General features: G+C 69.2%; 27 protein-coding genes. 13 read left to right on the top strand and 14 right to left on the bottom strand.

Annotated features, from left to right (window positions below; translation table 11 throughout):
• Positions 1-17: 17 nt before the first annotated feature.
• Both IEV64_RS07215 and IEV64_RS07210 read right to left on the bottom strand, forming a co-directional pair.
• Positions 18-629 carry an endonuclease dU gene (locus tag IEV64_RS07215; RefSeq protein WP_188423526.1) on the bottom strand — a complete coding sequence of 204 codons (612 nt, stop codon included), beginning with the start codon at positions 627-629 and terminating at the stop codon, positions 18-20.
• A complete protein-coding gene (locus IEV64_RS07210) occupies positions 626-796 on the bottom strand; it encodes a DUF5786 family protein (RefSeq protein ID WP_004044482.1) in 171 nt (56 codons plus the stop codon). The genes IEV64_RS07215 and IEV64_RS07210 overlap by 4 nt, the downstream gene beginning before the upstream one ends.
• Before the next feature lie 129 nt (positions 797-925).
• Here IEV64_RS07210 and IEV64_RS07205 point away from each other — a divergent pair, with 129 nt between their 5' ends.
• Positions 926-1,552 carry an MBL fold metallo-hydrolase gene (locus tag IEV64_RS07205; protein WP_188423525.1) on the top strand — a complete coding sequence of 209 codons (627 nt, stop codon included), beginning with the start codon at positions 926-928 and terminating at the stop codon, positions 1,550-1,552.
• A 1-nt stretch (position 1,553) separates the two neighbouring features.
• Entirely contained in the window at positions 1,554-1,934 is a 381-nt protein-coding gene (locus tag IEV64_RS07200) for a hypothetical protein (RefSeq protein WP_007274929.1), read from the top strand.
• Positions 1,935-1,949: 15 nt separating this feature from the next.
• Here the strand turns inward: IEV64_RS07200 and IEV64_RS07195 are convergent, their stop codons facing one another.
• Together IEV64_RS07195 and trxA are read right to left on the bottom strand one after the other, a co-directional pair.
• A complete protein-coding gene (locus IEV64_RS07195; RefSeq protein WP_004044485.1) occupies positions 1,950-2,096 on the bottom strand; it encodes a 50S ribosomal protein L40e in 147 nt (48 codons plus the stop codon).
• A gap of 113 nt (positions 2,097-2,209) precedes the next feature.
• Positions 2,210-2,476 carry a thioredoxin gene (trxA, locus tag IEV64_RS07190; protein WP_049917914.1) on the bottom strand — a complete coding sequence of 89 codons (267 nt, stop codon included), beginning with the start codon at positions 2,474-2,476 and terminating at the stop codon, positions 2,210-2,212.
• A gap of 240 nt (positions 2,477-2,716) precedes the next feature.
• On the opposite strand from trxA, the gene IEV64_RS07185 reads away from it, so the two are divergent.
• From IEV64_RS07185 to IEV64_RS07170, 4 genes are all read left to right on the top strand, one after another.
• Positions 2,717-2,881: a preprotein translocase subunit Sec61beta gene (locus tag IEV64_RS07185; RefSeq protein ID WP_007274930.1), complete on the top strand. Its 165-nt coding sequence runs from the start codon at positions 2,717-2,719 to the stop codon at positions 2,879-2,881.
• A 59-nt stretch (positions 2,882-2,940) separates the two neighbouring features.
• Positions 2,941-3,549, top strand: coding sequence for a pyridoxal 5'-phosphate synthase glutaminase subunit PdxT (gene pdxT, locus IEV64_RS07180; protein ID WP_004969120.1), 609 nt, complete (start codon positions 2,941-2,943; stop codon positions 3,547-3,549).
• A 78-nt stretch (positions 3,550-3,627) separates the two neighbouring features.
• Complete coding sequence (hisE, locus tag IEV64_RS07175) at positions 3,628-3,930, top strand: phosphoribosyl-ATP diphosphatase (protein ID WP_007274931.1); 303 nt, start codon at positions 3,628-3,630, stop codon at positions 3,928-3,930.
• A 166-nt stretch (positions 3,931-4,096) separates the two neighbouring features.
• Positions 4,097-5,350 (top strand): MFS transporter, encoded by a 1,254-nt coding sequence (locus IEV64_RS07170; RefSeq protein WP_188423524.1) that lies wholly within the window; start codon positions 4,097-4,099, stop codon positions 5,348-5,350.
• Between the two features lie 30 nt (positions 5,351-5,380).
• Here the strand turns inward: IEV64_RS07170 and npdG are convergent, their stop codons facing one another.
• The 4 genes from npdG to IEV64_RS07150 all read right to left on the bottom strand — a co-directional run bounded on the left by npdG (position 5,381) and on the right by IEV64_RS07150 (position 7,728).
• Positions 5,381-6,049, bottom strand: coding sequence for an NADPH-dependent F420 reductase (gene npdG, locus IEV64_RS07165; RefSeq protein ID WP_007274933.1), 669 nt, complete (start codon positions 6,047-6,049; stop codon positions 5,381-5,383).
• 75 nt (positions 6,050-6,124) lie between these two features.
• A complete protein-coding gene (locus tag IEV64_RS07160) occupies positions 6,125-6,340 on the bottom strand; it encodes a DUF7534 family protein (protein WP_007274934.1) in 216 nt (71 codons plus the stop codon).
• 49 nt (positions 6,341-6,389) lie between these two features.
• Complete coding sequence (locus tag IEV64_RS07155) at positions 6,390-7,244, bottom strand: TIGR01548 family HAD-type hydrolase (protein WP_188423523.1); 855 nt, start codon at positions 7,242-7,244, stop codon at positions 6,390-6,392.
• A 31-nt stretch (positions 7,245-7,275) separates the two neighbouring features.
• Entirely contained in the window at positions 7,276-7,728 is a 453-nt protein-coding gene (locus IEV64_RS07150) for a UPF0146 family protein (RefSeq protein ID WP_049920528.1), read from the bottom strand.
• A gap of 39 nt (positions 7,729-7,767) precedes the next feature.
• On the opposite strand from IEV64_RS07150, the gene IEV64_RS07145 reads away from it, so the two are divergent.
• From IEV64_RS07145 to rtcA, 3 genes are read left to right on the top strand one after another with little or no spacing between them, the layout of a single operon-like run.
• On the top strand, positions 7,768-8,289 hold the full coding sequence (locus tag IEV64_RS07145; protein ID WP_007274937.1) for an archaemetzincin family Zn-dependent metalloprotease: 522 nt from the start codon (positions 7,768-7,770) through the stop codon (positions 8,287-8,289).
• A 58-nt stretch (positions 8,290-8,347) separates the two neighbouring features.
• Positions 8,348-8,797 (top strand): universal stress protein, encoded by a 450-nt coding sequence (locus IEV64_RS07140; protein WP_188423522.1) that lies wholly within the window; start codon positions 8,348-8,350, stop codon positions 8,795-8,797.
• Positions 8,798-9,838 (top strand): RNA 3'-terminal phosphate cyclase, encoded by a 1,041-nt coding sequence (gene rtcA, locus IEV64_RS07135; protein ID WP_188423521.1) that lies wholly within the window; start codon positions 8,798-8,800, stop codon positions 9,836-9,838.
• A gap of 24 nt (positions 9,839-9,862) precedes the next feature.
• On the opposite strand, the gene IEV64_RS07130 is transcribed toward rtcA, so the two are convergent.
• The 4 genes from IEV64_RS07130 to IEV64_RS07115 all read right to left on the bottom strand — a co-directional run bounded on the left by IEV64_RS07130 (position 9,863) and on the right by IEV64_RS07115 (position 13,654).
• On the bottom strand, positions 9,863-10,345 hold the full coding sequence (locus tag IEV64_RS07130; RefSeq protein WP_007274940.1) for a YbhB/YbcL family Raf kinase inhibitor-like protein: 483 nt from the start codon (positions 10,343-10,345) through the stop codon (positions 9,863-9,865).
• 54 nt (positions 10,346-10,399) lie between these two features.
• Positions 10,400-11,338 carry a VOC family protein gene (locus IEV64_RS07125; RefSeq protein WP_188423520.1) on the bottom strand — a complete coding sequence of 313 codons (939 nt, stop codon included), beginning with the start codon at positions 11,336-11,338 and terminating at the stop codon, positions 10,400-10,402.
• A gap of 184 nt (positions 11,339-11,522) precedes the next feature.
• Positions 11,523-13,337 (bottom strand): ribosome biogenesis/translation initiation ATPase RLI, encoded by a 1,815-nt coding sequence (locus tag IEV64_RS07120; RefSeq protein WP_007274942.1) that lies wholly within the window; start codon positions 13,335-13,337, stop codon positions 11,523-11,525.
• A 2-nt stretch (positions 13,338-13,339) separates the two neighbouring features.
• Positions 13,340-13,654 carry an EMC6-like membrane protein gene (locus IEV64_RS07115; protein ID WP_004969107.1) on the bottom strand — a complete coding sequence of 105 codons (315 nt, stop codon included), beginning with the start codon at positions 13,652-13,654 and terminating at the stop codon, positions 13,340-13,342.
• 124 nt (positions 13,655-13,778) lie between these two features.
• Between IEV64_RS07115 and IEV64_RS07110 the strand changes: the two genes are divergently transcribed.
• A complete protein-coding gene (locus tag IEV64_RS07110) occupies positions 13,779-14,072 on the top strand; it encodes a MarR family transcriptional regulator (RefSeq protein WP_049917911.1) in 294 nt (97 codons plus the stop codon).
• 114 nt (positions 14,073-14,186) lie between these two features.
• Here IEV64_RS07110 and IEV64_RS07105 read toward each other — a convergent pair whose 3' ends face one another.
• On the bottom strand, positions 14,187-16,067 hold the full coding sequence (locus IEV64_RS07105; protein ID WP_188423519.1) for a PINc/VapC family ATPase: 1,881 nt from the start codon (positions 16,065-16,067) through the stop codon (positions 14,187-14,189).
• Positions 16,068-16,176: 109 nt separating this feature from the next.
• Complete coding sequence (locus IEV64_RS07100; protein WP_188423518.1) at positions 16,177-17,808, bottom strand: methyl-accepting chemotaxis protein; 1,632 nt, start codon at positions 17,806-17,808, stop codon at positions 16,177-16,179.
• 163 nt (positions 17,809-17,971) lie between these two features.
• Here IEV64_RS07100 and IEV64_RS07095 point away from each other — a divergent pair, with 163 nt between their 5' ends.
• The 3 genes from IEV64_RS07095 (at position 17,972) to IEV64_RS20045 (ending at position 21,105) form a co-directional block, all read left to right on the top strand.
• On the top strand, positions 17,972-19,066 hold the full coding sequence (locus IEV64_RS07095; protein ID WP_007274945.1) for a M20 family metallopeptidase: 1,095 nt from the start codon (positions 17,972-17,974) through the stop codon (positions 19,064-19,066).
• A 256-nt stretch (positions 19,067-19,322) separates the two neighbouring features.
• Positions 19,323-20,837, top strand: coding sequence for a carboxypeptidase M32 (locus IEV64_RS07090; protein WP_188423517.1), 1,515 nt, complete (start codon positions 19,323-19,325; stop codon positions 20,835-20,837).
• Between the two features lie 91 nt (positions 20,838-20,928).
• Positions 20,929-21,105: an HVO_0416 family zinc finger protein gene (locus IEV64_RS20045; RefSeq protein ID WP_007274947.1), complete on the top strand. Its 177-nt coding sequence runs from the start codon at positions 20,929-20,931 to the stop codon at positions 21,103-21,105.
• Positions 21,106-21,126: the final 21 nt, after the last annotated feature.

Here is a 21,126-nt window from a genome sequence, read left to right as displayed (position 1 = left end):
TCGAGGGCGGGGACGGCTTAATCCCCGGCGAAGCGCCGCGCGGCGCGGGCCGCCAACCGGGCCACGCGAATCGGCTCGGGCCGGCCGCCGGATGGCGTGAACCCGCGGACGACCCGCACGGCCTCGTCGTCGTCACAGCCGGCGGCCCGGACGAACACCGTCTCGCCGTTCACTTCGACGGGTCGGCGGGGCGGAGCCGCGCGGTAGATAGCGAGCCGCCGGTCGAACGCCGCACCCGAGAACTGCTCGGAGAGGGCGGGTTCGAGCCCCTCGCTCTCCTCGAAGGAGACCGACAACACCGGGCGGTCGAGGGTCGCGGCGAGGCGGTCGATATCGACGAGGTTGAACCACGCCGGGGCGATGCCGGAGACGAGCAGGTAGCGCACGTCCTCGCGGCCGAGGGAGGCGGAAAGCGAGGCGATGGCGTCGGTCGCGTCGTCGCCGCCGACGGCGCACGTCTCGAAGGCGAGGCCGTCGACGACCCGGTCGGCGCGGACGACCGCGCCGCAGAGGACGCTCTCCGGAGACGGGTCTGTGGAAGAATAAGCGTCGTCAGCGTCGTCTGTGGGTGCGCGCGCCGCCCCGGAGTAGGATTCCGCGACCCCGAGGGCGCGAGACCCCGGCTTCACTCGTCTTTGATCTCCTGGAGCCGGTCGAGGAGTTCGTCGTTGGACGCGCCGATTTCGAAATCGACCTCGCCCTCGTGTTTCTCCTCACTCGTCGTGACGCCGTCTTCCTCGTCGAAGTCGACGTTCTGGTCTCCTTGTTCGGACTCGTCGTAGCTCCCAAATCCCATACAGTCATACGTACACGACCGAGCCCCAAAAAGGATTTGTCGCGCGAGTTCGAGGTTCGAGGGCGATTCGCGCGACGGGAGAACGCCTCGTCCGCCCGACTTTTTCCGGTCGGGCGCGTACGGGCAGGTATGGAAGTCATCCCAGTCACCGCCGACGCCGAGACGTTCACCTGCAACGCCTACCTCGTCCTCGGCGAGCGAACCGTCCTCGTCGACGCCGGGACGATGCCGGACGTCGAGGCGGTCGTCGCCGAGCATACCGACGACCTCGACGCCGTGGTCGTCACCCATCAGCACTCCGACCACGTCGGCGAGCTCGACGCCGTCGTCGAGCGGTTCGACCCCGACGTGTACGCCTACGCCGACCACCCGCTTCGGACCCACGAACTCGGAGACGGCGACCGCGTCGAGATGGGCGACGAGTCGTTCGAGGTCGTCTACACGCCCGGCCACGCCGACGACCACGTCTCGCTCGTGAGCGGCCGGTCGCTGTTCTCGGGCGACGTGTTCGTCTACAACGACGGCGCGTTCGACGACGGCAGTTTCGGCCGCACCGACATGCCGGGGCAGTCCCGCGAGCGCCTCATCAGTAGCCTGCACACGCTCCTCGACCGCCTGCCCTCGACGGTCGAGGCGCTGTACGCCGGCCACGGCGACCCCTTCGAGAACGAGGCCGGCGGCGACACCGTCCGCGACGCGCTCGAACGCGCCATCGAACGCGCGGAACGCCGCGAGCCGAAGTACCCGGAGGACTGAGATGGCGACCGACGCGGCCGGGGACGCGGGCGGCGACCTGACGCGACTGCACTACGTCGGCGTCGGCCTCGCGGCCGTGACCGGCGTGATTCACCTCGTCTTCGGCGCGGGCGCGCTGGCCGCGGACCTCGCCGACCCGCTCGGAATCGCCTTTATCGGGGCCGCCGCGGGGTTCGCCGCGGGCATCGTCGGCGTCCTCCGCGGCGACGAGCGCCTCCGCTCGTGGGTGGTGTTGCTCGGCATCCCCTTCACCGCCGGACAGGTCGTCCTCTACGTCGCGCTCAACTGGCCGGCTATCTTCGGCATCGGCGGCGTCGCGGACAAACTCGTCCAGCTCGCACTGCTCGCGGTCCTGTTCGAGCTGTATCGGCGAGAAGCCTGAGAGAAGCGTGCGGGCTTACGCGGCGCGGCGTTCCTTCGACTTGGGTCGAAGGTGCTTGTAGCCGCACTTGCGGCACTGCTTGGCCTTCTGGGGGTTCCGCGCGTTGCACCGCATGCAGATCTGCTTCTCGAGCGTCCGCTTCGTCGCAGCGTCACTAGCCATGCATACGAGTCCCGCCGCCGGTCGTATAACGCTTGCGAGACACACCGCCGGCGCTCGCGGGCCGCTCGGCGGTCGTCCGGATGGGTCGGAAAACGCGGCGGTTCGCGGCGGGTTTACGCGCCGGCCTGGCTCAGCGCCGATTCGATGTCGTCGCGCTGGGTGACACCGACGAATCGGTCGACGATGCCGTCGTCGTTCTCGACGATGAGCGTCGGGAGCGAGCGAACCTGATACTGGTTGGCCACGTCCTGTTCCTCGTCGACGTCGACCTTGACGAACTCGACGCTCTCGTAGTCGCCTTCGAGTTCGTCGAGAATCGGGTCCTGCGTCTTACAAGGGCCGCACCAGTCCGCGTAGAAGTCCAAGAGTCGAACAGTCATCGTATCCCGACGCATCTTGCCCGCCCCCGCGCATAAGGATTACTCATGGGCCCGCGTCTCTCCGGTTGTGCGCCGCGGCCGTTGCGGGCGAGTTCGGCGTCGTTGAGCGCCGAGACGCCCGCGAACCGGGGCGAGAGCGGAACGCGGTCGTCGGCGACTCGGACGGGCGTCCCGACTGCGCGCCACGCGGCTCCGAAGCGAGCCGAAACGTTTAGGCGGCGGACGCACGGACGGTGGAACATGAGCAAGGGCCAGAACAGCGGCGGTCTGATGTCGAGCGCGGGCCTCGTCCGCTACTTCGACGCGGAGGACCGTAACGCGATTCGAATCGACCCCAAAACCGTCTTCGCCGCGGGAGCGCTGTTCGGCATCGGTGTGCTGGTGCTGAACTCGCTCGCGTTCTGACTGCCGACCACCGACCGTCGAACGGACGCTTTTTGTCTGCGGCTTCCCGAGACCCGTCCATGACTACGCTACGCGCCGGCGTCGTCGCCGTGCAGGGCGACGTGACCGAACACGCCGACGCCGTCGAGCGGGCCGCCGACGCCCACGGCGTCGACGCCGACATCGTCGAAATCCGAAGCGACGGCCTCGTCCCCGACTGCGACGTGTTGCTCATGCCGGGCGGGGAGTCCACGACCATCTCCCGGCTCCTCGAACGCGAGGGCATCGCCGACGAGATTCGCGCCCACGTCGACGCCGGAAAGCCCGTCCTCGCCACTTGCGCCGGCCTCATCGTCGCCTCCCGCGACGCCAAGGACGACCGCGTGACCACGCTCGACCTCCTCGACGTGACGGTGGACCGCAACGCCTTCGGCCGGCAGGTCGACAGCTTCGAGGCCCCGCTGGACGTGGCCGGCCTCGACTCGCCGTTCCCCGCGGTGTTCATCCGCGCGCCCCTCATCGACGAGGTCGGCGAGGGCGTGGAGGTGCTCGCCGAGTGGGACGGCAACCCCGTGGCCGTCCGCGACGGCCCCGTCGTCGGCACCTCCTTTCACCCCGAACTGACGCCCGACAGCCGCATCCACGACCTCGCGTTCTTCGACGAACTCGCGGTCGAAGCCGACGCCTGAGCGGCCGGCTAACTGACGGAGTGACGGCCGCCCGCCGGAACCAGAGGGTCTTTTTCCGCGCCCGCCCGTCGTGCGACCATGGACGCCGACACCCCGACCGACGAGGTCTTAGACGAGCTCTTTGCGACCATCGAGTCGCGCAAGGCGGACCTCCCGGAAGACTCCTACACGACGACGCTTTTCACCCACGAGAAAGGCGAGAACTACGTCCTCGAAAAGCTCGGCGAGGAGACCACAGAGACCATCCTCGCGGCCAAGGACGACGACCGCGAGGAACTGCTCTACGAGAGCGCCGACCTCGTCTACCACCTGCTCGTCGTGCTGTCGATGAACGACGCCTCGCTCGACGACCTGCGCGACGAGCTGAAAACGCGGTTCTGAGCCGCCCGCAGTTCCCGGACGAGACGGCCCGATTGCAAAACACCAAGAGCGTGCGTTTACGATAGCGCACTCTCTCGATGCACGCCCCCCGAACCCGCGACCGCCAGTCCGTTCCCGCACACCCCACGCTCCACCGCGCCGCGCTCCCCTCCCGAGGGTCGGCCGCGTGAGCCGGCTGTTCGGCGGCGACGAGCCGTCGGTCGAGTTCGTCGCCGGGAGCCTCATCGCCGGCGTCTTCTTCGGCGGCGTCGGCGCGGGCGTCGCCTTCCCGACCCTGCCGACGCTCGGCCCCATCATCGGCATCACGCCGTTCGTGGTCGGCCTCATCCTCTCGGCGAACCGGTTCACCCGACTGGTCGTGAACACGCCCGCCGGGCAGATACTCGACCGGATGGGGACGCGCCGGCCGATGATAGCCGGCTTCGTCGTGCAGGGGCTGTCGCCGTTCGGCTACGTCCTCGGGCTGAATCCGGGTCCGATTCCGCTCGACAGCGCGACCGTCTTCCTCCTGTCGCGGGCCTGCTGGGGCGTCGGCTCGGCGTTCGTCTTCGTCGGCGCGTTCAGCACCATCACCCACGTCACCTCGGGCGAAAACCGCGGGAAGTGGGTCGGCTACATGCGCGGCGGGCAGAGCCTCGGTTTCCCCGCGGGTCTCGTCGTCGGCGGCCTCGTCACCGACGCGTTCGGCTACGCCACCGCGTTCGCCGTCGCGGGGTGCGCGGGCCTGTTCGCCGCCCTCGTCGCCATCTCCGTCCTCCCGGACGTGAAAACCGACGTGACGGCGGCGAGTTCGCTCCGCGACGTGCCGCGGCTGGTCAGCGCCGACATCCGCATCTTCACCGTCGGCACCGTCAACTTCGCCGTCCGATTCCTGTTTTCGGGCGTCCTCCTCTCGACGGCCGTGCTGTACGCGACGGCGAACGACATCTCGCTCGGCGGGCTGTCGGGGGCCGGCGTCAGCGGCGTCGTGATGGCCGTCGGCGTCGTCGCCTCCAGCGTCACGACGCTCGCCGTCGGGCGGTACTCCGACCGCCTGTCGAACCGCGCGGCGCTGACGCTCCCCGCGCTGGGCGTCCTCGCGGCCGGGTTCGCGCTGTTGGCGCTCGTGCCGACGCTCCCCTCGACGCTCGCGGGCGTGGCGCTCATCGGCGTCGGCGTCGGCGGGTCGAACCCGCCGCTTTTGGCCTATCTCGGCGACCTCAGCCCGGCCGACGACGTGGGCAAACTCGGCGGCGTCTACAACGTCTTCGGCGACTCGGGGTCGACGCTCGGCCCGCTCGTGGCCGTCCCGATGGCCGAGGTGGTCGGCTTCCGCGTCGAGTACCTCGCCTGCGTCGCGCTCGTCGTCGTCGTCGGACTGCTCGTCGCGCGGACGCTCTACGGAGAGGCGGCGACGGTGCCGCGGTCGGAACTGTCGTGAAAACGGGGTTCGGGCGCGGGTCGGACGGCGCTACTTGAACTGGATGCCGAGGTCGTTCAGGCCGTCGTTGTTCCGCGCGACGTTGATGAGAAGCGGGGTGATGCCCTCGATTTCGGGGGCGTTGGCGAGGCCGCCGCCGTCGAGCGCGCGGAGGCCGTCGATGCCCTCGGCGAGCAGGCGCACCGTCTCCTTGGCGTCCTCGTCGTCGGCGACGAGGAGCGTGTCGATGCCAAGGTCGGCGTCGAGGTCGGCCAGTCGCCCGGCCGCGAGGTTGTGGAACGCGCCGACGACCGGCACGTCGTCGGGGGCCGCGTCGGCGACGAGCGCCGTCACGCTCCCCGCCTTCGGCGGGTGGTAGTGGAAGCCGTCGTCGTCGCGCTTCATGCCCGCCGCGGGCGTGACGAGCACGTCGCCCTCCGAGAGCGAATCGGAAACGGCCTCGACGGTGTCGGAGACGTGGTACGGCGGCACGGCGAGGACGACCACGGAGGCGCGGTCGGCGGCCATCTCGTTCGCGAAGCCGTTTACCTTCACGTCGCGGCCGCGACTGGAGAGTTCGGTCTCGTACTCGTCGGCCTTCTCGCGGGCCTTGTCGGGGTCGCGCGACCCGACGATGACCTCGTGGTCGGTGTGGTAGGCCCAGCGGAGGGCGAGGCCCTCGCCGATGTCGCCGGTCCCACCGAGGAGTGCGATTCGCATACTCACACCTCCGGACCGAACCGACCTAAAGGGTTGTGCGACCGGTCGGTTCTGCCTGTGTTCGCGGGCGGGGCGTCACCGACCGTCGCCGTCGGACTCGACGAGCGCCTGCACCCGCTCGAAGCCGTCGCGGTAGACGAGCCACCACGCGACCACCGGGGCGAAAAGGAGGGGCGGTCCGACGAGGAACAACTGCGTGACGGGGTCCGGCGGGAGGAGGTACGTCCCGGCGACGACCACGACCGCGTCGAGCGCGAGTAGCGTGACGACGAAGGCGCGAAGGTGTCCCATCAGCGGCCCTCCGGCGGCGAAACGGGAGTCGGAGTCAGCGTCTGAGTCATCAGTCGAGCAGGTCCGGCACGTCGTTCACGTCCTCGACGACGGCGGCCGCGCCGATTTCGGAGAACTTCTGTCGGCCGTCGTCGCCGGTCAGCCCGCCCGAGAGGACGCCGACGCCGAAGTAGACGCGGTCGGGGTCGGCGGCGTCGGCGTTCAGCGCCGTCTTCACGTCGTCGAGGGTGTCGCCGACGAAGACGACCGAGTCGGCTCCGAGGCGCTCCGCGACGGTCACGAGCGCGGCCGGGTGGGGCTTGCCCTCCTCCCAGTCGTCCATCGTGAACCGGTGGTCGTCGGCCACGTCGAGGCCGACGCGGTCGAGCGCGATGTCGGCCTCGGCGCTGGGGCGACCGGTGACGACGCCGAGTTCGCGGTCGCCGAGGGCGTCGAGCGTCTCCGGGCGGAGGAGCACGGGCTCGTCGTGGATGTAGCCGGGGGCGTCGAACGGCGGCTCGCCGCCTTCGAGGTCGCGGTAGCGGTCGCTCCCGAGGTAGAGCGCCTGAAACGTCTCGCGGAGCGCCTCGGGGTCCCACTCGTCGAAGACGGCGCCCGGGTCGGAAAACAGGGCTTCGACGGTCGCCTCGGCGGCGTCGAGGCCGCCGCCGCGGGCCTCGATTTCGTCGGTGAACTCGGCGACCGACAGGTCGGTCTCGCGGGCGGCGAGGACGTACAGCGCCGCCGCGTAGGTGAGTTCCCAGTCGTTGTTGAAGCCGCCGGCGTCCTTGAACAGTTGGACCTCGTCGCGGGAGATGGTCGTGCCGTAGTGTCGGTCCACGGATTCGACGATGGCGCGCCGGTAGGAGTCGGCGACGTCGACGAGCACTCCGTCGATATCGAGGACGACAGCGTCCGCGTGCATACCGGAACCGCGCGACGAGCGGGCAAGTGCCTTACCCTTGGGACCGACCGTGGGAGTCCCGCCGGGTGCGCTGGTCCCGACGCCCCCGTTGGGCGGCGTACAGGGTGTCGCCCGGAAGCGACTCGCGGGCGACCGGAATCGACGGCTCGTCGTAGCCGAGCGTGGTGAACAGGAAGTCGGCGTCGGCGCGGCGGGCGACCTCCGCGGCGGGTCGGTGGAGTTCGACCGGGACGTTCAGCGCGTAGACGACGTCGGCGTCGGCGTAGGGGCCGAGGTCGGAGGCGTCGGCGCGGGCGAACACGTCGTCGCGGACGAACGAGACGCCCTCGGGGACGGGAAAGTCGTGAACGTCGACGGCGACCACGTCGACCCCGCGGGCGGCGAGGGCGGCCGCCACCGAGGGCTCCCGACCGACCCCGACTTCGACCGCGCGGTCGTAGCCCGACAACCGTGCAACGAGCGCGTCGCGAAGCGATTTTTTCACGTCGGGATATTTATGAAGCGTCCCCGCTTAATCCCTCGCATGCTCGTCGATATCGTGCCTATCGGGGATATTTCTGCGGCCGTCAAGCGGGAGGCATCCGCCGGACTTCGCTCCGTCTACGACTGCGACGTGACCGTGCAATCGAATCAGGCGATACCCGAGGGCGCGTTCGACCGGAGCCGAAACCAGTACCGCGCCGAGCAGTTCATCGAGCTGGCGAGCCGCATCGGTCGCGGCGAGAAGAACATCGGCATCACCGAAAAGGACCTCTACTACCGCCGCCGAAACTACGTCTTCGGCCTCGCGTATCTCAACGGCAACGGCTCCGTCATCTCCACGTACCGCCTCCAGACCTCCACCGACGGCGGCATCACGAACAAGCCCGCCGACGAGGTGCTGTCCGACCGCGTGCGCAAGGAGGTCGTCCACGAGATCGGCCACACCCTCGGTCTCGAACACTGCGACAACAACAAGTGCGTCATGTCATTCTCGCCGACGGTCCGCGAGGTCGACGTGAAAGAAGAGAACCTCTGCGGCACGTGCAGTCGGCTCGTCCACTAGTTCTCAGGGCGCGAACACCGTCTCACCCTTTTTCTCGTCTCGGCACCCGTATACGGGTATGAACTTCGTCGTTGCAGTAGACGGCTCTGCGGCCGCCGACAGAGCGCTCGACCACGCGCTCAGGATGCTCGAACCGCTGGGTGCGACGGTCACAGTCGTCCACGCGGTCGAACCGCAAGTCCTCGTCGAAGGCGGCGAGGAACCGGTCGCGGGCGTCGCCAGAACCGGCGACCGAATCGTCGCCGAGAGCCTCGAAGACGCGGAATCGCGCGCCGAGCGCGTCCTGCAGGCGGCCGCCGAACGCGCCGCCGACGCGGGCGTCGAAGCGACCGCGGAACTCCTCTACGGCGACCCCGTCGAGGCGATTCCGGCCTACGCCGACGAGGCGGACGCCGACGGTATCTTCGTCGGCCACCGCGGCCTCTCGAAGCGCTACGAGGGGCTGGTCGGGAGCGTCGCCAAGGAACTCGTCGAGCGGGCGTCCTGCCCCGTCACCGTCGTCCGCTGAGTGCGCCGACTCGACGGCCGCGACGGCGGCGGCCAACCCCTGCGAACCGCGCTCGCGCTCTCGCTCGTCACCGGCGAGCCGTTCGAGATGACGAACGTCCGCGGGAACCGCTCGACGCCCGGGCTGAAGGCCCAGCACGTCGCCTGCGTCTCGGTCGCGGCGGCCGTCTCGAACGCCGACGTCGACGGCGGCGAGGTCGGCTCCTCAACACTCCGCTTTTCGCCCGGCGACGTGCGAGCCGACCCGGTCGAGGCGGCCGTCGGCACCGCCGGGAGCGCGACGCTCGTCTGCGAGACGGTGCTCCCGGCCGCCGTCGCCGTCGATTCCCCCCTTCGGCTCACCGTCACCGGCGGCACCGACGTTCGGTGGTCGCCGCCGGCGGACTACCTCCGGTACGCGAAGCGCCCGCTGTGTTCGAGATTCGGCGTCGAGTTCGGCGTCTCGGTGCCTCGCCGCGGCTTCTACCCGGCCGGGGGCGGCACGCTCTCGCTCCGAATCGAACCGGCCGAGCCGACGCCGCTGGCGCTGGACCGTCGCGCGGACCCCGACGAACTCCGGGTCTACTCGGTCGAAAGCGACTCGCTCGCGGACGCCGCGGTGGCCGACCGGCAGGTCGAGGGCGTCCGCGACACGCTCGCCGAGGCGGGCGTCGACCTCCCGGTTCACGCCGCGGTCTCGTCGGTCGAAAGCGACTCGCCCGGCTCGGTCGTGGTCGTCGTCGCGCGGGGTGGAGACGGGGGCGAATCGGTCGTCGCCGGCTTCGACGCCTACGGCGAACGCGGCACGCCCGCCGAGACGGTCGGGGCGCGGGCGGGCGCGTCGTTCCTCGACTGGCTCCGCGGCGACGCGCCCGTGGACCGCCACATGGCCGACCAACTGCTCGTCTGGGTCGCGCTCGCCGGGGGTCGCCTGCGGATTCCCGCCGTCACGGACCACGTGCGGACGAACCTCGACGTGATTCGGGCCTTCGGCTACGACGTGACGCTTCGGGCGGCCGGAGACGGCGCAGGTGCGGTCGTCGAGTCCGACGGCGGCCGCTGACCGGGAGACCCGTTTTCGGCCGATTCAGGGCGCGTAGGTTCCGTTCAACTGCGTCTCGGCGATGACGTGTCCCGCGATGGCGCGCTTCAGGTCGGCCTTCGTCGCGCCCGCGTCGAGGTCGAGGGGTGCGTCGAGCGCGTACAGGAGGAACCGGTAGGCGTGCTCGCCGTCCGGTGGGTTCGGGCCGCCGTAGCCCCGCTCGCCGTAGCTGTTGGTTCCCTCGACCGCGCCCGGCGGCGTCTCGCCCGCCTCGATGGCGTCGGTCTCGGGGTCGACGTTCCAGACGAGCCAGTGGTCCCACACCTCGCCCGCGGGCTTCACCGCGTCGGGGTCGTCCATCACGAGGGCGAGCGAGACGGTTCCGGGTGGCACGCCGCCGATGCGGAGCGGCGGACTCTCGTTTTCGGTCGCGTAGCCGTGGGTGCGGGGTATCGGGCTTCCGTCGTCGAACGCCGGGCTTTGGAGGGTGAGCCCGCGACGGCGCTCGCTCGAATCGCTCGATATCATACCGTCTCGTTGGGCGACCAGCGACAAAACGATTCGTTCGGGAAAACCGACGCGTCAGCGGCTGTAGACGACTCGAACGCCGATTCCGTCGGGGTCGGAGACGACGAACGAATCGGTCGTGGGGGCGTCGGCCGCATCGTCGTCGCCGGACCCGACCTCGTCGAACCCGTCCTCGTCGACCGCGTCGAACTCGTGGCCGCCGCCAGTCAGCGACTCGCGGACCGCGTCGAGCGTCGCGGCGTCGGGGACGACGACTTCGAACCACTCGATTCCGCGGCCCTCGCCGACCGGAGCGCTCCGGGTGTTCCAACTGTTCAGGCCGACGTGGTGGTGGTACTCGCCGGCGGCGACGAACGCCGCGCCGGGGTAGCCCTCGTCGCGGACGCGCATGCCGAGCGCGTCGACGTAGAAGTCCCGCGACCGAGGGACGTCGGTGACTTCGAGGTGGACGTGTCCGAGGTCGGTGCCGGCGGGCGCGCGGTCCGCGCCGGCGGCGTCGTCGGCGAGCGACCCGAGGTCCAGCGGGAGCGTGTCCATCGATACCCGGCGGTCGTCGGTCCACGGCCACTCCTCGCGGGGGCGGTCGCGGTAGACCTCGACGCCGTTGCCCTCCGGGTCGCGGAAGTACAGCGCCTCGCTGACGAGGTGGTCGGACGCGCCGGACAGGGTCGCGTCGGCGTCGCTGGCGCGGGTTCGGGCGCGGGAGAGCACGTCGCCGAGCGCGCCCCGGTCGGGCACGCGGACCGCGAGGTGGAACAGCCCGGCCTCCCGGCGACCGCGCTCGGGGGCGTCGGGGTCCTCGTCGAGGACGACGACGGGGGTCTCGCCCGCCGAGAGAACCGCCCGCGACCCGTCGCGGTCGCGCTCGACCGCGAGGCCGACCACGTCGCGGTAGAACGGGACGACGCGGTCGAGCGAGCCGACGCGGAGCGCGACCCGGCCGAGGTGGGCGTCGTCCGTGAGCGAGCCGTCAGATGGGAAATCGTTCGTCATGCCCACGTCTTCGAGCGTGGCCGTGAAAACGTCCGTAGTAACATCGGAGTCACTCGCGGCGCGGCGTGTAACCGGGTCGCTGTCGGCGGGAAACGCCCGGTTGAGACGGAACGAAAAACGAGAGCGAGAGCGGAAACGAAGCGGACGGAAACGCGAACGCGAACGCGAACGGGCGACCGGGTCGCTACTCGGCGTAGTAGTACTCGCCGGCGCGCTTCTGCTCGCGGTCGAGTTGCGAGTCGGGCTTGTTGATGCGCGGGCGCTGGGTGCGCTCGTCGCGGCGGAACGTGATGTCGAGGTCCGACAGGAAGTCGTTCATGCCGTCGCGCATCTCCTGTGGCTTCGAGGCGTGGCCCTCGATGGACGGCTCGCCGTCGAACACCATCAGGCGGTCCGCGAGCAGGTCCATCATGTAGATGTCGTGGTCGATGACCATGACCGTCGCGTCGTGGTTCTCGGCGTAGCGGCGGATGGCCGAGGTGGCCTGCACGCGCTGTTCGACGTCGAGGTGGGCCGACGGCTCGTCGAGCAGGTAGAGGTCGGCGTCCTGCGAGAGACACGCCGCGATGGCGACGCGCTGGCGCTCGCCGCCCGAGAGGTCGGTGAGGTTGCGCTCCATGATGCGGTTGAGCTGGAGCGGGTTCGCGATTTCCGTGTTCCAGTACGACGAGCCGAACTGGTCGGTGATAGACGAGAGGAACGCGTCGACTCGCATCGGCTGGTCGATTTCGATGTACTGCGGCTTGTACGAGATGTCGAGCGCGAAGTCGAGGTCGCCCATATCGGGCGTCAGGTCGCCCGTAAACAGCTGGGCGAGCGTCGACTTCCCGATACCGTTGGGGCCGACGACGCCGAGCACTTCGCCGTTGTAGATGGTGCCGGACTCCACGTCGAGCGAGAACTCGCCGTCGCCGTAGGACTTGGCGAGGTCGGGGTACTCGACGAGGGGTTCGGCCTTCGTCGTCTCCCGGGGCGCGTGTTCCTCGAAGGTGATGGCCTCCGGGCGGATGCGCATGTTCTCGTTCGAGAGATACCCCTTCAGGTACTCGTTGATGCCGTTTCTGACCGACTTGGGGTCGGTGATGACACCGTACGCGCCGGGCTCACCGTAGGCGACGTGGAGCGTGTCGGCGAGCAGGTCGAGGATGGCGAGGTCGTGTTCCACCACGAGCACCGCGCGGTCTTCGTCCTCCGCGAGTTCGCGGATGAGCCGCGCGGCGGTGACGCGCTGGCCGATGTCGAGGTACGGCGAAATCTCGTCGAGGAAGTAGAAGTCGCGGTCGCGGGCGAGCGTCGCCGCGAGGGCGACCCGCTGGAGCTCGCCGCCCGACAGCGTCTCGATGTCGTTGTCGACGACGGGCCCGATGTCGAGGCGGTCGATGTAGGAGTCGAGCGCGCCGCGCTCGTCGGTCGCCTCCAAGAGGTCGCGGGCCGTCCCGTCGAACTGCTTGGGAATCTGGTCGACGTACTGCGGCTTGCGCGCGATGGAGACCTCGCCGTCGCGGACCCGCTCGACGTAGTTCTGGAGCTCGGTGCCGCGGAAGCGGTCGAGGACGGCCTCCCACGTCGGGTCGTCGTCGTAGTTGCCGAGGTTGGGGACCATCTCGCCCGCGAGGGCGCGGACGGCGGTCGTCTTCCCGATACCGTTCGGGCCTAGGATGCCCGTCACCGCGCCGGATTCGGGGACCGGAAGCCCGTACAGCGAGAAGGCGTTTTCGCCGTAGCGGTGGGTCGGCTCCTCGTCGAGCTCCGAGGGGAGGTTGATGATTTCGATTGCGTCGAAGGGGCACTTCTCGACGCAGATGCCGCAGGTCTCGCCGAGGCAGATTTCCTCGGAGATGCGCACCTGGTCGGGACCGCCCTGCTCGGCGTCCTCGCCGCGGAGCGTGATGCACTCTTTGCCCGTCCGGTTCGGCGGACAGAAGTTCGAGCACTCGTAGCTACAGCGGTCGGGAGAACACCGGTCTAAGTCGACGACGGCGATACTATCGTCGGCCATCGTTAGAGCTGAACACCCGAAGTCAGCAGGATAGCGAACGTGATGAACCAGAGCGCGAAGGTCATGAACACCACGTAGAGGTAGTCCTTCGCGCCGAACCCGGTGACGTCGACGCCGACGACGCGGAGCACGGGGAACTGGATAAGGACGAGCGCCCCGAGGATACCCACGGCCAACTGATTGGTCGCGGCCTCGGGACTCGTCCCCACCACAGCACCCGAGACCACCGCGGCGGCGATGCCGGCGAGGCAGGCGAGTGTCGTGACCGTCACTCCGCGAATGTGACTGGAGAGTCCGGTCTGCGTTTCCGTGGCCATGTGTTCCCGTGCGATATCCGGCGTCAAAAGGCGTTCGTTCCTCCCGCCACCCCGCGGGTAAAGCGTTGTCGGCCGGTCGCAGGCCAACAAGGTTTATGCTGGTAGCGCGTTTCGATTCGTAACGATGGCTGGAACAGAAGAGGAGAGTCTCGACGACCTCCCACCGAGTGCGAAGCTTGTTTTCAAAGTGCTCGAATACAACGGTCCGCTCACCCAGAAAGGCATCGTCGAAGAGTCGATGCTCTCGGCGCGAACCGTTCGCTACGCGCTCGAACGACTGGAGGGAATCGGTATCGTCGACGAGGACGTCTACTTCGCCGACGCCCGACAGAACCTCTATCAGTTGACCGATCTCGCGCCGCAAAAGGCGCAGGCCAAAGCCGACGGCGGCAAAGAAAAGGCCTGTTGCGCCGAGTAGTGAGAACCGCCGCGGAACCACCGCACGCTTCGCAGTCGGTGTCGTAAGAGACCAGTTGCGACGTGTCGACCCGGTCGAACCCCGACCGACGAAAACGACGATTCGGCCGTTCTGTTAGGCCGGAACGACCGTAATCTGCTGTTTTCTATCGATTGCGTTCTCCAGTTCCTCGGCGATGGCGCTCCCGCGAGAGACCTGAATGTCGCCGCCGCGGCCGACCGTCGCCGTGAACAGGTACTCGCCGTCGGCGCGGACCTCGACCGTCTCGCCGACGTGGCCGTCCATCCGGACGACGACGTGCCGCGAGGTGACCTCGGGCGTCACGACGACGCCCTCGTCGGCCCCGCCGCCGGAACCGGACGCGCCGGACTGACCCCCGGCGTTCGCGCCCGCGTGCTGTCCCGACGACGACGGCTTTTCGTCGTGGGTCCGCACGTCGATGTCGATGCCGAGGCGGTCTTCCACATCGGAGATGCGGCCGCCGCCCTTCCCGATGACGTAGGAGATGTCGTCGTCCTCGACGTAGACGACCGCGCGGTTCTGCCCTTGCAGGTCCACGTCGACGTGCCCGCGGGCGATGGAGCGAATCTCGCGTTCGATTTCCTGTTTCGCAAGCCGGGAGACGCCGCTTTCCTTCTCCTCGCCGTCCTCGCCGAGCGGGACGGTGACGACCTGCCGGTTGAACGTGTAAATCTCGTACTTCGGCGTGCCGGTCTCGAAGTCCCGAATCTGGATGACCGGGCGGGCGAGGTCCTCCGCGAAGAGGCCCTCGGGCACCTTCACCTCGGTGCGCACGTCGTACACCGTGTGGACCTCGCCGTCCTCGATGTAGACGACGGTGTCGACGACCTGCGGAATCATGCCGAGTTCGACCCGGCCGACGAGGCGCTGGAGCGCGTCGATGGCGCGGGTGGCGTGGACGACGCCGACCATGCCGACGCCCGCCAGTCGCATGTCCGAGAACACCGAGAAGTCCTCGGTCTTTCTGACCTCGTCGTAGATGGTGTAGTCCGGGCGCACGAGGAGCAGGGAGTCGGCCGTCTTCGCCATGTCGCCGCCGAGGGCGGTGTACTGGGTGATGTCGGGGCCGACCTGCAGGTCGCGGGGCTTCTCCATCGTCTTGACCGCGTAGTCGCTGTCGTTGAGGAACTCGGCGACCGCCTGCGCGAACGTGGACTTCCCGGCACCGGGCGACCCGGCGATGAGGACGCCGCGCTGGCGCTCGGCGAGTCGGTCGCGGAGTTCGTCGGCGAACTCGTAGTCGTCGAGTTCGGTCTTGACGATGGGACGGACGGCGGTGATTTCGATGCCGTCGGCGAACGGCGGGCGAGCGACCGCGATTCGGTAGTCGCGGAACTGGACGATGTCCATGCCCGGCTCGGAGAGTTCGACGAAGCCGTCGGTGGCGGCGCGGGCGGAGTTGACGATGTCGTCGGCCCACTCCTTCATCGTCGCCTCGTCGGTCGGCTCGTCGGCGATGGGCTGGTAGTGCATCTCGCCGACCGCGCCGCGTTTGGCCTTCGGGCGGGTGTCGGTCTTGAGGTGGACCGACATCGTCTGGTCGTCGAAGAAGCGCTCGATGATGAGCCCGCCGGAGCCGCGGACCGCGGCCTCGACGTACTCGACCGAGACGCCCTTCGCTCTCGCCACTTCGGCCTGCACCACGTCGCTCGTCAGGAGCGTCGCCGACCGCTCCGTGGCGATGTCGCGGATGAGCGCGTCGATGTCGCCCTCGCCCGCGCCCTTCGTCTCGCCCGAACTCGGGCGACGACCGACGTACTTGAGGTCGATGACGCCGTCGTCGGCGAACTCGGCGAGGCGCTGGAGTTCGGAGAGGCCCTCCCAACCCGTGTCACGGCCGTCGTTGGCCTGCGATTCGAGTTCGCTGACGACCGCCTCGGGGACGAGGACGTCGGCGCCCTCGTAGGTGCCGTCGTCGACTCGCTCGGACACGCGACCGTCGATGACCGCGCTCGTGTCCGGCACTATTTTCATGCGCGTGAGTTTGGGCGGGTGACGGATAAGGTTGTAGATAAAAGCGGTGGCACCGTCGGCGGGGCGTCGGGTGGTCCCGCGTCCCGCGTTCCGCGCCCTCGACCTCGACTCAGTCGTCTCCGGGCGCGGCCACCCGCTCCCCGTCGAGTACGTCGAACGACTCGACGAGGCCGTCGAGGTCGGCCGCCCGCGACGACAGCACCTCGGTCTGGTCCGCGAGGTCGCCGATGGACTCGGACTGCTCTCGGGCCGTCGCGACGACGGTCCGCGACTGGCCGGCGGTCTCCTCGGAAATGTTCGCCACGTCGTCGACGCGGGCGGCGATGTCCGCCGCCGACTGGGCCTGCTGGTCGGTCGCGGCGCTCACCTCGGCCACGCTGGCGTCGATGTCCGTCACCATGTCCACGATGGTCTCGAACTCGCCGATGGCCTCGGTGACCGTCTCCAGACTGTCGGCGACCTGCCGGTTCATCTCCCGCACGTCGGCGAGCGTCTCCTCGGAGTGTTCGGTGATGTCGGCGATGAGCCCGGACACCTCGTCGGCGGAGTCGCGGGTCTCCTCGGCGAGCGACTTGACCTCCTGTGCGACGACGCCGAAGCCGTCGCCGGCCTCGCCCGCGTGGGCGGCCTCGATGGCCGCGTTGATGGCGAGCAGGTCGGTCTGCGAGCCCACGTGCTCGATGAACGCCGCGATTTCGTCTATCTCCTCGATGCTCTCGGTGAGTTCGGCGACGGCGTCGGCGGTGCGGTCGATGCGGGCCTCCACCGTGTCTAACTCCTCCATCGCCTCGGTCGCCGCGTCGCGACCGACCTCGCCGCGCTCGGACGCGGTTTCGGCAGTGGTCGCGACCTCGTCGGCGGAGGCGGCTATCTCCTCGACGGTCGCAGACAGCGTGTTGAGTTCGTCGGAGACGGTCTGGAGGTGGTCGGTTTGTGCCCCCGCGCCGTCGGAGATTTCGGTGACCGAGGCGGCGACTTCCTCGCTGGCGGCGTCGGCCCGGCGGACGTGCTCGCGGGCGGTCGAACTCATCCGCGACACCTCCTGTGCGAACGACTGCACCTCGCCGATGGTCGACGAGAGGGTGCGGACGAGGTCGTTGTAGGTCGCCGCGACCTCGGCGTATCGCTCGTCGTCGACGCCCCAGTCGTCGGTGTCGATGGTGGCGGTGAGGTCGCCGGCCTGCGCCCGCGATGTCGCCTCGGCGAACGCCTCCACGAGATGCTGGAGGTTGCGCGTGTAGTCGGCGAGGTCGCGTTGCATCCGGTCGAGCGCCGCGCCGAACTCGCCCGGCAAATCCTCGTCGAGCGCCGGGTCGTCGAACCGCTGGTCGGCGAGCGCGCCCGCCTGCGAGGCGACGATACAGAGGTGGTCGTGCATCGCGCCGAAGTCGTCGGCGAGACGGGCCACCTCGTCGTTCCCGGTCACGTCCGGTGGTCGGGTCGACAGGTCGCCCGCCGCGACGCCCGCGGCCGCCGCCGAGATGGACTCGATTGGCGAGACGATGTCTTTCCGCGTGATGATAATCGTGTTGACGAACGCGAGGCCGGCACCGAACAGGAGGAGCGCCGAGAGTTCGAGTCGGAGCGCGCCGGTCGCGATCCACGGGAGCGCGGCCTGCGCGAGCGAGACCGCGAACTGGATTGCAACGGCGGCGACGACCTTTCTCTCGACCGAATCCGAGATACCGAGCGCGTCCATGCTTCCCCAGAGCAACCGTTCGTACGTCGAGACGAGTCCCATACTCGGACGTGCGGGGAACGCACAATAAGCCGGGCCGCGCATTCTCGAAATCTGATAACGGGGTCCGACCGCGAGAGGGGGACCGACCGCAGTCGCGGCGGGCCCGGCGCGCGCGGACTGCCGGACGCCACACGCTTTTGGGGCGACCCGCCGACGGGCCGGCATGGACGAACTCCGCGACCTCACGGCGACCCTCGTGTCGGTTCCGAGCCACGAGGACGAGACCGCCGCCGGCGACCGCATCGAATCGTGGCTCCGCGGGGAGACCGACGCCGACGTGACCAGAGACGGCGCGGGGAATGTCGTCGCCCGCGTCAATCCCGGCGTCGGCGAATCGCTCGCGCTCGTCGGCCACCACGACGTGGTCCCGCCGGCCGACCGCCAGACCACAGACGGCGGCGACTACGTGGTCGAGACCCGCGACGGCCGCCTCTACGGCCGCGGGGCGGCGGACATGAAAGGGGCCGTCGCCGCGTCGATGCTCGCCTTCCGCGACGCGGCCGCCGAGGCCGACTCGGAGGTCGTCCTCGCCTCGTTCGTCGGCGAGGAAATCGGCGGGGAGGGCGTCCGCGCGGCGCTCGACGACGGCCTCGAACTCGACTACGCCGTCGTCGCCGAGGGGTCGACGAACTACTCGGGACCGAACCGGACCGACGTGGCCGTCGCCCACCGCGGCCGCCGGGCGAGCACCCTCGTCGCGTCCGGGACCGCCTGCCACGCCAGCGAACCCGAGCGCGGCGAGAACGCCGTCTACCGCGCGACCGACGCCGTGGACGTGGTCCGCGGGCTCTCGGTGCCGGACGCCGAGGTCCTCGGCCACCCCGTCTCCGGGAGCATCGCCGTCACCGAAATCGACGGCGGGAGCGCGTGGAACGTCATCCCCGACCGCTGTGCGGTGACCATCGACGAGCGGACCGTCCCCGGTGGCTTCGCCGACCTCGCGCGGACAGAGGCAATCGAGGGGGTCGAGTGGGTCGTCGAACAGGACCTCCCGCCGATGGCGTGCGACGACGCCGACTTCGCCGAGCGCGTCCTCGACGCCGCGCGGTCGGTCCACGAGGCCCGCGGCGACGCGGAGCCGGAACAGACGACGAAGCCCCACGCGACCGACGCCGGGTGGTTGGCGCAGGCGGGCACGACCTGCGTCGTCTACGGCCCCTCGGAGCCCGGCGAGGCGCACACGAAAGACGAGAGCGTGTCGCTCGACGTGCTGGCGCGGTGTTACGAGACGTATCGTGCGCTCGTTGAAGGCTGGTGAAAGCCGCCAACCCCGCCCGCGACGACGCCTGAACACCCACACGCGACGACGCCCGAACAGCCACCGGGCGGGACTGAAAGGGGCCGCGAGCGAGGGCTTTCGCGGTGTCGTCGGTCGCGGCTGTCCCGTCGTCGATTGCGGCGTCGGCGGCATCGGCTGTCGCGTCGGAGTCGGGAGCGACCAAGTGAGTAGCAAAACCCCACCACGAATACCCGCCTCCTGCGATTTAATACGCCTCCGAGACCACCGTCGTACCATGGCACAGTCCTCCGCGGAATCCGACTCGGAATCGGCGTACGACCGACTCCTCACGAAGTACAAGCGAATCGCCAACGTCGAGAACGCCGGCGGCATCCTCTCGTGGGACCAGCAGGTCATGATGCCCGACGAGGGGACGCCCGCGCGCTCCCAGCAGATGTCCGCGCTCTCCGCGTTGAGCCACGAACTCCTGACCGACGACGAGTTCGGCGACCTCCTCGACGCGGCCGAGGCCGACGACCCGACCGACGAGCAGGCCGACGTGCTGCGCGAACTCCGCCGCGACTACGAGCGGGCGGCCCGCGTGCCGAACGACCTCGTCGAGAAGATTTCCGCGGCGTCGTCGGAGGCCATCCCGGCGTGGAAGCAGGCGAAGGCCGAAGACGACTTCGAGACGTTCGCGCCGCATCTGGAGAAGCACGTCGAACTGAAGCGGGAGTACGCCGAGCACATCGACCCCGACCGCGACCCCTACGAGGTGCTGTTCGAGGACTACGAGCCGTGTCTGCCCCTCGAACAGGCCGAGGAGATTCTCGCCGAGGTGCGCGAGGTGCTCGTCCCGATGATAGAGGACATCCGCAAGTCCGACGCGGACCTCGCGGTTGACGCCTTCGAGGGCGAGTTCCCCGAAGACGAACAGGAGGAACTCGTCCGCGACGCGCTCACGACGCTCGGCTACCCGTGGGAGCGCGGCCGCCTCGACACCGCGCCGCACCCGTTTTCGTCGGGGACGCAGTTCGACGCCCGCGTGACGACCCGCTACGACGACTCCGACGTGCTCGGGTCGCTGTTCTCGACCGTCCACGAGTTCGGCCACGCGCTGTACACCCTCGGCCTGCCCGACGAGCACTACGCGACGCCGCTCGGCGAGAACCGCAACCTCTCGGTCCACGAGTCGCAGTCGCGGCTCTGGGAGAACCACGTCGGGCGCTCGCGGGCCTTCTGGCGGCACTTCCTGCCCACGCTCGAAGAGCGGTTCCCCGAGGTCGACGCGACGGTTGAGGAGGCCTACGAGGCGGCTAATCAGGTGTACGACGACAACCTCATCCGCGTCGAGGCGGACGAGCTGACCTACCACCTGCACATCGTCATCCGGTTCGAACTCGAACGCGACCTCATCGCCGGCGACCTCGCCGTCGAGGACGTGCCGGAGGCGTGGAACGACAAGTACGAGGAGTACCTCGGCATCCGGCCGGACACCGACTCCGAGGGCTGTCTGCAGGACATCCACTGGGCGTACGGGAACTTCGGCTACTTCCCGACGTACTCGCTCGGCTCCGTCATGGCCGCCCAGCTGTTTGCGGCCGCCGAGGCGGACATCGACGACCTCGACGGGAAGCTGGCCGACGGCGAGTTCGGCGACCTCCGCGAGTGGCTCCGCGAGAACATCCACCGCCACGGCCGGCGCTACGAGACTAACGACCTCGTAAAGCGGGCGACCGGCGAGGACTTCGCCGCCGACGACTTCCTCGACTACGTCGAGTCGAAGTACGGGGCGCTGTACGACCTGTAGGCGAGACAGACAGTCCGCCGCAGTCCCCCGATTTCCGACGGCTCGGAGTCGGCGCAGGAACTAAATAGGGGTATGCCATATCATACCACGTATGGCCTCAGCACCCAGTGACGACTTGTTCGACCAGTTCTTGGCCGACCGCGGTCACGAGACAGAACCGGTACGCTGGGACCGATCCTATAACAAACTGCAGTGCCCCGATTGCGGGGCCCTGCACGACATGGGCGCGGCGACCTGCTCCGTCTGCGGGTGGGTGCCGGAGGCCTGACGCGTCCGAACTGACCAAGCC

Origin of the sequence: Haloferax sulfurifontis (genome assembly GCF_014635105.1) — an archaeon.
Lineage (GTDB): Archaea > Halobacteriota > Halobacteria > Halobacteriales > Haloferacaceae > Haloferax > Haloferax denitrificans.
The sequence above is the reverse complement of the archived record's forward strand: the minus strand, read 5'-3'. Positions and strand labels throughout refer to the sequence as shown.

Excerpts from the sequence above, each read along its gene's own strand:
- IEV64_RS07210 (WP_004044482.1), bottom strand. The coding sequence starts at position 796 with ATGGGATTTGGGAGCTACGACGAGTCCGAACAAGGAGACCAGAACGTC.
- IEV64_RS07205 (WP_188423525.1), top strand. The coding sequence starts at position 926 with ATGGAAGTCATCCCAGTCACCGCCGACGCCGAGACGTTCACCTGCAAC.
- IEV64_RS07200 (WP_007274929.1), top strand. The coding sequence starts at position 1,554 with ATGGCGACCGACGCGGCCGGGGACGCGGGCGGCGACCTGACGCGACTG.
- IEV64_RS07195 (WP_004044485.1), bottom strand. The coding sequence starts at position 2,096 with ATGGCTAGTGACGCTGCGACGAAGCGGACGCTCGAGAAGCAGATCTGC.
- trxA (WP_049917914.1), bottom strand. The coding sequence starts at position 2,476 with ATGACTGTTCGACTCTTGGACTTCTACGCGGACTGGTGCGGCCCTTGT.
- IEV64_RS07185 (WP_007274930.1), top strand. The coding sequence starts at position 2,717 with ATGAGCAAGGGCCAGAACAGCGGCGGTCTGATGTCGAGCGCGGGCCTC.
- pdxT (WP_004969120.1), top strand. The coding sequence starts at position 2,941 with ATGACTACGCTACGCGCCGGCGTCGTCGCCGTGCAGGGCGACGTGACC.
- hisE (WP_007274931.1), top strand. The coding sequence starts at position 3,628 with ATGGACGCCGACACCCCGACCGACGAGGTCTTAGACGAGCTCTTTGCG.
- npdG (WP_007274933.1), bottom strand. The coding sequence starts at position 6,049 with ATGCGAATCGCACTCCTCGGTGGGACCGGCGACATCGGCGAGGGCCTC.
- IEV64_RS07160 (WP_007274934.1), bottom strand. The coding sequence starts at position 6,340 with ATGGGACACCTTCGCGCCTTCGTCGTCACGCTACTCGCGCTCGACGCG.
- IEV64_RS07155 (WP_188423523.1), bottom strand. The coding sequence starts at position 7,244 with ATGCACGCGGACGCTGTCGTCCTCGATATCGACGGAGTGCTCGTCGAC.
- IEV64_RS07145 (WP_007274937.1), top strand. The coding sequence starts at position 7,768 with ATGCTCGTCGATATCGTGCCTATCGGGGATATTTCTGCGGCCGTCAAG.
- IEV64_RS07140 (WP_188423522.1), top strand. The coding sequence starts at position 8,348 with ATGAACTTCGTCGTTGCAGTAGACGGCTCTGCGGCCGCCGACAGAGCG.
- IEV64_RS07130 (WP_007274940.1), bottom strand. The coding sequence starts at position 10,345 with ATGATATCGAGCGATTCGAGCGAGCGCCGTCGCGGGCTCACCCTCCAA.
- IEV64_RS07125 (WP_188423520.1), bottom strand. The coding sequence starts at position 11,338 with ATGACGAACGATTTCCCATCTGACGGCTCGCTCACGGACGACGCCCAC.
- IEV64_RS07120 (WP_007274942.1), bottom strand. The coding sequence starts at position 13,337 with ATGGCCGACGATAGTATCGCCGTCGTCGACTTAGACCGGTGTTCTCCC.
- IEV64_RS07115 (WP_004969107.1), bottom strand. The coding sequence starts at position 13,654 with ATGGCCACGGAAACGCAGACCGGACTCTCCAGTCACATTCGCGGAGTG.
- IEV64_RS07110 (WP_049917911.1), top strand. The coding sequence starts at position 13,779 with ATGGCTGGAACAGAAGAGGAGAGTCTCGACGACCTCCCACCGAGTGCG.
- IEV64_RS07105 (WP_188423519.1), bottom strand. The coding sequence starts at position 16,067 with ATGAAAATAGTGCCGGACACGAGCGCGGTCATCGACGGTCGCGTGTCC.
- IEV64_RS07100 (WP_188423518.1), bottom strand. The coding sequence starts at position 17,808 with ATGGGACTCGTCTCGACGTACGAACGGTTGCTCTGGGGAAGCATGGAC.
- IEV64_RS07095 (WP_007274945.1), top strand. The coding sequence starts at position 17,972 with ATGGACGAACTCCGCGACCTCACGGCGACCCTCGTGTCGGTTCCGAGC.
- IEV64_RS07090 (WP_188423517.1), top strand. The coding sequence starts at position 19,323 with ATGGCACAGTCCTCCGCGGAATCCGACTCGGAATCGGCGTACGACCGA.
- IEV64_RS20045 (WP_007274947.1), top strand. The coding sequence starts at position 20,929 with ATGGCCTCAGCACCCAGTGACGACTTGTTCGACCAGTTCTTGGCCGAC.